This window comes from Phenylobacterium sp. (genome assembly GCF_044358365.1).
Classification (GTDB): domain Bacteria; phylum Pseudomonadota; class Alphaproteobacteria; order Caulobacterales; family Caulobacteraceae; genus Phenylobacterium.
The window spans coordinates 1-10,421 of the sequence record NZ_JBIKNZ010000151.1 but is presented as its reverse complement, the minus strand read 5'-3'; the positions used below and the strand labels follow the sequence as shown (position 1 = coordinate 10,421).

Below are 10,421 nucleotides of genomic sequence, written 5' to 3'. Positions count from 1 at the left end.
GTGCTCGCTGTGGCCGGATTTGGAGAGGACCACGCCCCGCGGTTCCCCGCATAGTCGGTCATGACAACGCCACCAGGGCCGATCGGCGAGGCCCGCCGCGAAGGGCATGCAAACACCGGCACGGGCAGGCTGTTGCGGTTGGCGGCGTTGTAGGTGTTTTTCTCCTCCATGAAGGGCAGGATCGTGTAGGCCCAGCCACCGGGCTGCTGGTAATCGGCGCCCTTGTCGGAGTCGCCTGTAGAGGCCGCGTTCCAGCCTCCGGTCGGGTAATGGCCCAATAGCAGAAGATGGCTGGCGCAGGCGGTGTAAAGCTGCTTGAGGTTATTGCCGCAGCTGGTACGCCGCGCCGATTCGCGGGCCGACTGCAGGGCGGGCATAAGCAACGACACGAGCACGCCGATGATGGCGATGACAACGAGCAGTTCGACGAGCGTAAAACCATGTAGCGGTTGGAGGCAGAAGTTACGCTGCCTGTGAGTATGTGTGATTCGACCCCTCTCACGGAGTTTACGATCATCAGAATGGATGTTGCTGGCTACACCACGTTCATCGGCGTGGGTCTGCAAAAGTGCACAGTAACGCTCAACGCGGTGCAAGCGGACGGCGAGTAGATCGGCCTGCTTCTCGGGGAAGCCCTCGTGGAGGCGGATACGGATTTGAGAGATCGTTGCCATAAAAAACCTTTTTGCCGGTATAGAGGCCATGGGCCGCGGCCCGCAATTCGAGGGTTAGCGGACATGTAGGCAGTGTTTGTGTCAAGCGTGGCGGAAAGGAGGGCTGCGTTGGGGACGCCAGTGGTTTGAGCGACAGGCTGAAGTCTGTCCTACTGTGGCAGGTCATAGGGGGTGGGAGATCATCCGGCAGCCTTTGGGGCATGCTCTCGGATCCATTCGCGCACGACGGTGGCTTCGTCGATTCCCTTGGCGCGGGCGGCCTCCCGCACAGTGAAGGCCTCCGTAGGATCAAGGTGCAGGACGAGATCCTGCCCGTTCGATGATTTAACGAAAACCTTCTCCTTGACGACGTCGAGTTCACTCTCGAAATCGGTGATGTCGTGGCTGGACCAGAAGGCGGCCAGCTCAGAAATCGAATCAGTCGCGGGAAGTCGTTGCGAGCTCATCGGTATCTCCAGCTTAAATAACGGCGTTTTTCTTTGTCGGTCATGGGTCGGGCAGGAGAAGCGATCAGGCTGTGGCCTTGGGCCTGACCTCGAGCCTGAGAGCGTCCAGCATTGCCTCTATATAGTTGCTTCCGGCCTGGCGACGGCCATCGAGAAATTCATAGACGGCAGAGCTCGGCAGCTTTGGGCACAGGGTGCGGGAAGTTTTCCAGAGCTGATAACGAGTGAGGCCCTGTCGCTGCATTTCTTTGATGATCGCCCCACGGATGCCGCCCACAAGATGGCCGCCGCGCACCCACGTGCCATCGGAAGGCTGCTGTTCGGGGATGTCGCTCGTGTCGACTGGTGATGTGCCTGACGCTGCTCGGCGGTGCAGTTCAGTCATTACCTTTTCGGAACGCCGTTTCAGGCCAGACGCCGCACGGCGGATTGTTCGTCGGCCAGACTTATTTTGCGATGTATCTCTCATACCACTTTCTTTCTGTGCGAGTTGCCATTCTCGCGCTGATGATTCGAGTGGACGCCCCGCTCCCACCTGTTCTTTTTGTCCACGCTATGCAGTAAACAACAAACCGATTCTGAGGGTCGGATGCAAGCGTGACGTATCGATCTTCGTTGCTGGAGTGTGCTTTGTCATACCGCTCGAAGTGGCATGCGTCGGCGTGTTCATCGGAAAGTGCTGCCGCGGCGTCTTCGAAAGAGACGCCGTGCTTTGTCGCATTGCGACTTGACTTGTCTTCATCCCATTCAAAACGCCAGTGAAGCCGCATCGCAAAGATCCGATTTCAGTGTATTACCGTTAACGGTGATGTTCAAGCCTCCGTGGCCGCGAAGAGTGTACGTGCGTATATGTATTGGGTCAAGCGTGCTGGGCTGTCCGAACGTGGGGGCGGGCGAGGGGCCTGTTCGAAATTGGCGGGCTGCGGGCATGGTGCCGCTGGGGGCAGGGCCTGACAGGCTGAAGCCTGTCCTACTGGGTGGCTTGGCAGTCTTTGCGGTTGCCGCGGTTGGAATGCACCGCGGCGCTGATGTCGTAGCCGATGAACTGCGTCGAGCCGTCGGCCATGGCCATGTTGAAGCCACCGGCATGGGCGCTGCCGAAGCGATAGAAATTGGCGGTGCCGCGGGTGTCTTGGGCGGGGAGTTCATCGGTCCAGCCGTTGGGATCGAGGTCGTCGCCGGCGAAGAGGCTGTGGTCGTCTGCGATGTCGTTGCCGGTGGCGTAGTCGACTGGGTTGAGGTATTTCTCACCGAGGAGGTAGGTGTTGCTCATGCCGTCGCGCACGTGGGCGGCCCGCACTTCGCTGCGTTGGGCGGTGAGGCCGGTGGTCGTGCTCATGTCGGCGAAGCCGTTATCAGCAAGGCCATCCGCGAGCGTTGGGCCCATGTTTCACATGGCCCGATGGCCGGGTTGGATTTCCTACACCAGGGAATATGAGGGCTTAGGAACAGGGTGCCTCAACACAGGCCGCGTGTGCGGCTTGAGCCGAGGCCTAGGCCGGGTTTGGGGCGCCGAATGACAGCGTCTCAGCCGCGGCGGCCGTGGAGATGGTGAACCCGAGCCAAGCGGCCACACAAGAAACAATCGTTCGCATAGTCCGTAGGGTAGGCTTCAACCTGCCAAATCCCCACTACTGAAAGTCGCCTTCGGAAAGAACGTTGTAAGTGCCTCGCCAAGTGGCAGCTGCACCAGACGCCGAGGTGTTGTTCGTAATCAGCAGCTGCGCGTAGACGGTGTTGCCCAGTGAGTCCTTGATGAAGCCGGTGTGCCCGTCGCAAAAAGCAACCACGACACCTCCGGGATGGTTTGACGACGGTAAATTGATCTGCCCAGGTGTTGTTGTGTTTCCAAGCGTGGTTGGATTAATCACCTTGGTCGGGGCAGTCCCAACCATCCCAAACCCCGGCACGATTCCACTGCCCGCCACATACGACGACGAAGGAGGGCCAAACGTGAATGTGCCGCTCACGCTCGGTCGCACATCCCAATAATTCTGATTCAATCCGGCGGTGCCGGAAATGCACTTTTCCGAAAAGACAAGCGTCATTGCCGTGCCATCGGCAGTTGAGATCTCGTCGAGGTCGATCCGAGATGCCGACGTGCCTGGCGACACATTGTCAACCATCACACCGTTCGCCTTCACGCTATTTGCCGTTCCGCAATTTCCGGCGTAGGCAAGCAGCGGGTTCGTCATTGAATCAGCTGGCGCAGAGGGACATGCAAAAAGGGACATGTACGGCGCGGACGGCGTTCCCAACTGCCACGCCTTATAAATGTCACTCCGCTCGGCAAATGGCAAAATCATTACGGGCCAGGACGGGAAGAGAGGAGTGGAATTTGTTACTAGGGAATTTCTCCAACCGGGCAGAAACCCATTGGAGTCATTAAACCGAGAGCAGGCGAAAGCCATCTGATACTGGTTGTTCGTGCACGTTACACGCCGGCCTGCTTCGCGAGCGCTCTGCACAGCGGGAAGCAAAAGCCCCATCAAGACGCCGATGATGGCGATCACGACGAGCAGTTCAACCAAGGTAAAAGCCCTTGGGCTGCGGGTTCGGCTAAGCATGGGATCGATCACTCCTTTTGGCATGGGTTCCGATAACTCTGGTTTTACAATCCCTCGAATGAATGCACTACGGTAACCTGCCGAATCTGCCTGCTCGAAGGCTCGACGCAGCGAATTCGGATCTCCAGACCGCGAAGCGAATCGCCGGCAGTTGGGGTCGCATTTTCCGCGTAGTTCGTGTTGAAGGATTGGTCAGCGTATGAAGACGATGCGGGGGCAAAACCCCTGATGTCGAAGGCAATCACGTTCGTGAGGATAACGTCCTCGCCGAGCCGATCGCCCTGAAGCGTCTTCACCGCTCCAACAACGGTCCAGAACCGATTTGCCGGTTTGGAGAGGTCACTAAGGCTGTTGGCGATCTTATTCGTGCTGACGTCGCGGCACGAAAGGTCGGTCAAATTACGATCAATCGACGCCGAAACGCCGCTCGCGAATCTGCCCGCGCCAGGGGTCGCAGCCACGAGCAATTGTCGGCGGTAGAGATTATAGAGAGCCTTTCCCTCGAAGGTCTGGCCCGACGACTCGCAAAACCAGGCGATCTCTGCGAAGGGGGCTTCATATCCCTCGATGGCTGTGGTTCCTTGAAGACTACCGGTGAACGGCTTGCCAAATGCCTTGGTCGTGCACATCAGCCGATCGTCGGCGTCGCCCATGGTTCCGGCTGGAGTCGAGTCGGTGCTGGTGCCTTCGACGATCTCGAAGTAGCCGGCGTTTGCCTCCGGTCGTATCCAGGGCTTGGTTGGAGCGGTGACGCCGTGGAGATCCTGCCGGAGTTGGGATGCCGCACTACGGAGTCTCGCGTTCAGGTCGACAATCGTCTGGCTCTGCGAGACGGTGCGGCCGAAGATTCCGAAGAGGGTCGCCACCGATGCCATGGCAATCAGGGCCAGCGTGGATGCGATGAGCACCTCCACGAGGCTGAAGCCAGCCGACGCCATTGGCCTCGCTAAAAACAGCGTTCTTGCTGAAGTCTGGAAGCCTCGTTGAACATTCATGGCAGGATCATTTTAGTTGAGAAAACGCTGCAGTCGGATAATGTTGCGTACGTTCGTGTTTTGCCCCTCTGTTGCCGCCGTAAACTCTGCCGGTATCGATCGATCTACGATTGCAAAAAGCCGATGGTAGGTCGGCTGGTCGGGATTGTCAGAGTCCTTGACTTCGATCGTGATCCACACGGCGAACACGTGCGAACGAACCGTGGCGACGTTCGCGAGTCGGTTGGCAACTGCGTGGTTAATCTGTCGCACGTCGTGGGTCGCATCGGGGAATATCAGCGGGACTGTGAGTAGCATGTCAACGGTCGCTTTTGCAGGCGTTCCCGTACCAGCCGCGGAAAGCGCGAATGGATTTGGATCATCGTCGCCGAGCAGTATCTCCCAGACTTTTGTGTCGCACGTATTGACATTCACACGACCGGGTTCGCGGTGCGGGTCCACGGCAAGCGTGCTCAGAAAGAAAGGAACCGCCACAGATTCGAGGATCTTGGGATAGTTTTTTACGAGCGAAACCAGGGGCTCGCCGTCGGCCATCTTCTGGTTTATTTCGGACTCCGTACCTTTTGGTATGGCGAGCAGGTCCCCGTAGCTTCGGAATCGCCCGTCGTCCCATTGGCCAGGAATAGGTGGGTTCAGTTTCGAGGGTTCTACTCCCTTGATTCCACCGTCAAAGTTGGTTACCGCTTTATCTTGGTCGCGAAAATCAAGCAGATTCGCGACCCACTGCTTCGCGTCCGCTTCGGAGGCTCCCGCAGCGACCACGCGGGGCCAGAGTTCCGCCCAAGCGGCTTTCTCATCGTTAACGCCGCTATTGTCGGCTTCCCATTTGATGTCGTAACGATCTCCCGGAGTCTCCCAACTATCTGTGGTGATTCGCATACGAGCCCGCTCCGCTTGATCGTGGAGAATGGCCGCCAGCCTCGGTGGTAGCGTGCTGGCATCCGAGTCGAATTGGCGAAGGACGCGTTCGAGTTCGCCAGGTGTAAAAGGGTTTTGTCCCGCGGCGGCCGAAAGTGCGCTTGGCCTCGGCGCTTCGAGGTCAAGCCGGACACCGTAGGTGTATTCCAGTTCACCTTTGGCATTATTTGCGCCTTGGAATCCTCCGAATCGCCCGTCCACCGGCGAACTTACGGGCGGGACTGGCCGCCATTGGTCACCCGCGGACACACTGCCCGAAAGCAACTGCCCGCCCGTTCCCGCCATGAGCAGGTTCCAAACTTCGGAGGTGAACAGTTGGGACGCATTTATGTCAGCCGGTCCACCGCTTGCGGACGATTGATCTTCCGGCCGCCTGCCGTGTGTATTCACGTTAATCCGGCCATCCAGATCAAGGACGAGATAGGCCACCCGGAAGTCCAGGTGATTGCCGTTCGCGAGCGTGAGCGGCTGTAAAAGGCCGCTGAGCCAGACGCTGTCAGCTACGCCATCACCGTCGTTGTCGACCTTGCATTCGTCGGCACGGGCACCGAATGCGGGCCGCGGCACGCTGCTCACCCGGCCATTCGGATCAAGGATCACATGAGTAAGAAAGCGATTGTCCAAATCGAACGAATCGTATGGTTCGTCCACGAACCGGCCGTTTCCCTGGGTGCCGTACATGTCTTTAAGCAGATTGTCATCACCGAGCAAGGCGTTCACCGCGGGATCCTTTGATCCACGAATCAGCATAAGCAACGCCTCGTCGGCCATCGACTCCGCGATGATCGGAGAGCCGTTGCCACCCCCAGTCGCGTCGGCAAATGCTCTCGCGCTTTCGCGGGAACGCGTGGCCATCACGAGGGCCAGGGTTCCCATGAGAATGAAGAGCGTGAGCATGCTCAGCACGAGAAGTAGTAGCATTCCACGACGGCCCGGAGATTCTTCACGCGGTCCAGAAAGCGACGTCATGGCGTGGTTCTCCTTTCATTTGAGGATCGCCGGTTGTTCGTCAACACGCATCACACGCGTGAACGCGTGCACCGGGAGTGTTCCGCTGACGGAAAGCGAAGTCACGATGTCGGCATCAGCGTTGGAAAAAGAGACATAAGAGACGCCGTTCGCCGTCCACGAACTTCCAACATGAAGCCATCGCGACTCGGCGGGGGCGCCGCCTTTGGCGGCAAATGCCCATGAGCAGGCTGGAAAAAATTGTTTCCTGACAGACTCATTCCGAATCGCTGCCGACCCTGAGCCAACGGTACTGACTTCAAACACACCAGCCGCCACCTTTTTGAGTGGAACCTCCATCCATTCCACTTGGGACTTCTTGAAGACCACGACCCCGACTCGGACAGGGCTGCCTGCCGCTACCGTTCCTGTTGTGGTCGGGACAACGGTGACTCCGTATGAGACGCCGTCGGCATTTGGAACGAGCACGTTGCTGGCGGAGAGCTGCAAGTCGTCCAGAAGGATCATCGCTGACGAAGGAAAACTAGCGGCTGTGTGCTTGTTAAAAGTGCCGGAAGTGAAAGTAAATGTTCCGGAGGCGAACGGTGCGTTAGGAAACGCTCCCCCAATGACGGTTATTCGGCCGGAAGTAGAGGTAATGACCGTGGAGGCCGGGAAAAGCGAAGCGGTTAGGACACCCCTGTTTCGCAGGTCGGCATGAGCGTTGGCCGCAAGGGTCCCGGCGCGGTCGATAGCCATCGCGTCCGCGAGCCTCGAACCGGCGGCGGGCATGAGCGAGGCGACACTCGCCAGCCCGGCAACAAGGATGCCAAGGGCTACAAGGACCTCAAGCAGCGTCATTCCGATCCGCCCACGAGGGTCGTTCGCGATGTCGAGCCCATGAGGGTTTGTGGTCGTCGGATTCATGGTCATTTGATCGCGGTTCCAGCGCGGGCGCTTCGTCTTGCGGCCGTAATCGCGGTCTTGTCCTCGGTTACCTGAGGAACGTTTTCGGCGACCGTCACGCGGCCGGTATGGGGATTGATCGCGACCCAAACCGACTGAGGGTTAGCGAGCGTATTTCGGCCCTCGAGGATGTCGGCACGCGAGACAACCAGGAAGTAAATCACGCCGTTAGGCTCGATCGGCTGGTCGGTTGCGGTGCGCGTTTCCTGCACCCGCCGCATCACCTCGCCAACGCGGCCGATTTGCTCGTAAGCGATGGCGATCGAGCCCTTGCTTTCGAATCGGCCGTAGCCGTGCGCCGCATCCGGGTCTTCCCCCATGCCGCTGTGCCGAAGGTCGATAGCGACCTGCTTGGCCATCTCCTTGGTAGAAATACCGGGCGACGGGTAGCGGGCAACAACGGCCTGCTCCGCTTGACTTGCCGTTTTCGGCCAGATCGTATTTGCGAGCGTCTGACCGGCCGATCCGCGGAACCCTACCGTTCCTGACATGAACGCAAACCATGGAGACGCGCCGGGGCTGACCTGGTCGTCACCACCATCGGATTGGAACCTAATTTTAAAGGCGCTTGCGAGCACGTCGGCTTCCGTTTCTACGGTCACAGCAGCGCTGGTAACCCTTGGATTGCTTGGCGGCATTCCGGAACTGACGGCCGCGATGACCCAGGGCTGCGTGACGGCATCCAGGATGATCGTCCCCATTCGGGTATTTTCGGTGTTGGGCGCGACGATCAGGGCAGCGCCCTCTGGCTTGCCAAGCGCCCGGCTTTGAACGGCGAGCAGCCGCGAGGCTAGGTCCTGTGCCGTCCGCCGAACGGCTGAAGCGATGTTTGGTGCGCCGAGTCCGCCGACGACCATCGCAAAGAGCGATGCGAGAAGGCCCGTAACGACGAGTAACTCGATGAGGGTGAACGCGCGGCGAGGGCGAGTTTGAATCATCGGCCTACCTCAGCGTCGAAGTTTGTGATGTTGTCGGCCCTGCGATCCATGGGATCGTCCGAGGGCGGAACGAACGCCCCGAACATCGCGACCGTGGGATCGACCGGATTGCCACAATTAACGTGTGTTTTGATATGTGAGGCTGCCGGCTCGCCGAAGGTCGCTTTGCCGTCGGGACCACTGGAGTAGATCAACGGCCGCATGAGCCCGCCCGGAGCACTCGCTATTGCAGCGCCGCTGAATGGGGACGTCGTCGAAAAAAATTTGGTGCCACCGCCAGGCGGCAACTCGAGGCCGGCTGGCCAGAGCACGAATCCGATCGGATTACCCCAGGCATCCCAGAACTCAGGGGCTTTGTCGCCATCCTTGTCACCCTTTTCCGACAGTGACAAGCCCCCGCAATCCAAGCAGTCGGTGAGCCCGCCTAGCATGACAATCATAAAGAGACATTCCGCACCCTCGAACTGGGCGGTGGGCCCCAAGGCCTCGCGGTATTCCGCGTAGGCCCGTTGCGCAGCAGTGAGCGGGAACTTCCTATCGGGGGAACTGGCGAGCCCAGTTGTTCCATCCTTTAGTGTTTTGACCTCGTCCCAAGAATCCGGCATGTCGCCGCTGGCCATCTGCCGCCGGGCGACGCCGCCTAGGACCCCAGTCGCGGTGCGCGCCACGGTGCGAGTTGCGTAGGTCGCATACTGCTGCTGGATGATCGTGTCGAGTTTGGCGATCAGCGCTTTTGTGGACTGTTTCTTCTGACTGCTACGCGCTCCCGAAACCGCCCCGCCGATCAACGTCATGAGCACGAGAATGATCGAAACCACGACCAGAAGTTCGACGAGCGTAAAGCCGCGGCGTTTCATGACGGCTCCTTACGAGAGATCCTGAATCAGTTTGATCAGCGGCAGGAAGAGGGCGATCACGATGAAGCCCACGGCACCGCCGAGGAAAATGATGAGCAAGGGCTCCATGAGGCTCGTGAGGCTCTCCGTGAGCACGGCCACCTCCTCGTCGTAGGTGTCAGACACCTTGTAGAGCATCGTGTCGAGCTCGCCCGACTCCTCGCCCACGTCGACCATGTTCACCACGAGGTCGTCCACCACCCGCTTTTTGTATTTCGTGAGATAGAGCAGGGCGCCGATTCCCGGGAAAAATGCGGTCCAGAAAAGCCAAGACACGAAGTTGAACGGCGGCACGGAGTACTCCTTCAACGGCTTCGCGATCGCGTTGCCATCGCGAATCGAGTCGGAAACCTTCTGGAAGAGCTTCTCGAACATCATGTTGCCGCAGGTTTCCTTGGTGATGTTCAAGGCCTCGAGGATCGGCACGCCGCTGGCGAGAAGAGTGCCCAGCGTGCGGGTCGACCGCGACATGATGTTTTTCTCGACCAATTGGCCGAAGATCGGCGCCTTGAGCGTGAAAAGATCCCAGCCCATTCGGCCGTATGGGACCATCTTGATCGCCTTGATCACCAGATTGATGCCGAACGGAATCGCGGGAATCAAAAACCAGTAGTTGGCAACCCAGTTGGAGGTGTCGATCAGGATCTGCGTCATCGGCGGCAGCTCGCTGCCAAAATCGTCGAAAATCTTTTTGAACTGGGGCACGATCTTCAGCATGATGAACGTGAGGATGCCCACGGCCACGCTCACCACCACGATCGGATAGACCATCGCGCCTTTGACCTTGCGCTTGAGCGACTGGCTCCGCTCCATAAACTCGGCCAGACGGCGGAGAATCACTTCCAAGGCACCGCCCGCCTCGCCGGCCCGGATCATGTTGCAATAGAGACGGTTAAAGGCCTTCGGGCTCTTCGACAACGCCTCCGAAAGCGTGGTGCCGCCCTCGATCTCGTCGCAGACGTCCAAGAGCGAATTCTTGAGCCGGCCGGGCTGCTGCATGTCTGCCAAGACCTTCAGGCTCCGCAGGATCGGCAGACCGGCGTCTTGCAGGATCGAGAGCTGGCGGGTAAAGA

The 10,421-nt window shown here is 59.1% G+C and carries 12 protein-coding genes; all 12 read right to left on the bottom strand.

The features are described from left to right. Nucleotides 1-674: type II secretion system protein (locus ACIQ3B_RS18675; protein WP_397405272.1), on the bottom strand; the 674-nt coding region annotated here is incomplete at its 3' end. Between the two features lie 179 nt (nucleotides 675-853). Next, on the bottom strand, nucleotides 854-1,120 hold the full coding sequence (locus tag ACIQ3B_RS18670; RefSeq protein ID WP_397405270.1) for a hypothetical protein: 267 nt from the start codon (nucleotides 1,118-1,120) through the stop codon (nucleotides 854-856). A 64-nt stretch (nucleotides 1,121-1,184) separates the two neighbouring features. Further along, nucleotides 1,185-1,505 (bottom strand): hypothetical protein, encoded by a 321-nt coding sequence (locus ACIQ3B_RS18665; RefSeq protein ID WP_397405269.1) that lies wholly within the window; start codon nucleotides 1,503-1,505, stop codon nucleotides 1,185-1,187. A gap of 61 nt (nucleotides 1,506-1,566) precedes the next feature. Next, complete coding sequence (locus tag ACIQ3B_RS18660) at nucleotides 1,567-1,890, bottom strand: BrnT family toxin (RefSeq protein WP_397405267.1); 324 nt, start codon at nucleotides 1,888-1,890, stop codon at nucleotides 1,567-1,569. Between the two features lie 200 nt (nucleotides 1,891-2,090). Then, on the bottom strand, nucleotides 2,091-2,507 hold the full coding sequence (locus ACIQ3B_RS18655; protein ID WP_397405264.1) for a DUF1559 domain-containing protein: 417 nt from the start codon (nucleotides 2,505-2,507) through the stop codon (nucleotides 2,091-2,093). 244 nt (nucleotides 2,508-2,751) lie between these two features. After that, nucleotides 2,752-3,687 (bottom strand): DUF1559 domain-containing protein, encoded by a 936-nt coding sequence (locus ACIQ3B_RS18650; protein ID WP_397405262.1) that lies wholly within the window; start codon nucleotides 3,685-3,687, stop codon nucleotides 2,752-2,754. Between the two features lie 44 nt (nucleotides 3,688-3,731). After that, nucleotides 3,732-4,682 (bottom strand): type II secretion system protein J, encoded by a 951-nt coding sequence (locus ACIQ3B_RS18645; RefSeq protein WP_397405260.1) that lies wholly within the window; start codon nucleotides 4,680-4,682, stop codon nucleotides 3,732-3,734. A 12-nt stretch (nucleotides 4,683-4,694) separates the two neighbouring features. Next, on the bottom strand, nucleotides 4,695-6,569 hold the full coding sequence (locus ACIQ3B_RS18640) for a hypothetical protein (RefSeq protein ID WP_397405258.1): 1,875 nt from the start codon (nucleotides 6,567-6,569) through the stop codon (nucleotides 4,695-4,697). Between the two features lie 15 nt (nucleotides 6,570-6,584). After that, on the bottom strand, nucleotides 6,585-7,481 hold the full coding sequence (locus tag ACIQ3B_RS18635; RefSeq protein WP_397405256.1) for a hypothetical protein: 897 nt from the start codon (nucleotides 7,479-7,481) through the stop codon (nucleotides 6,585-6,587). Next, nucleotides 7,478-8,452, bottom strand: coding sequence for a Tfp pilus assembly protein FimT/FimU (locus ACIQ3B_RS18630; protein ID WP_397405254.1), 975 nt, complete (start codon nucleotides 8,450-8,452; stop codon nucleotides 7,478-7,480). The genes ACIQ3B_RS18635 and ACIQ3B_RS18630 overlap by 4 nt, the downstream gene beginning before the upstream one ends. Further along, nucleotides 8,449-9,309 (bottom strand): type II secretion system protein, encoded by an 861-nt coding sequence (locus ACIQ3B_RS18625; RefSeq protein ID WP_397405252.1) that lies wholly within the window; start codon nucleotides 9,307-9,309, stop codon nucleotides 8,449-8,451. The genes ACIQ3B_RS18630 and ACIQ3B_RS18625 overlap by 4 nt, the downstream gene beginning before the upstream one ends. Nucleotides 9,310-9,318: 9 nt before the next feature. After that, nucleotides 9,319-10,421 (bottom strand): type II secretion system F family protein (locus ACIQ3B_RS18620; protein ID WP_397405250.1); only part of this gene is annotated, 1,103 nt, incomplete at its 5' end.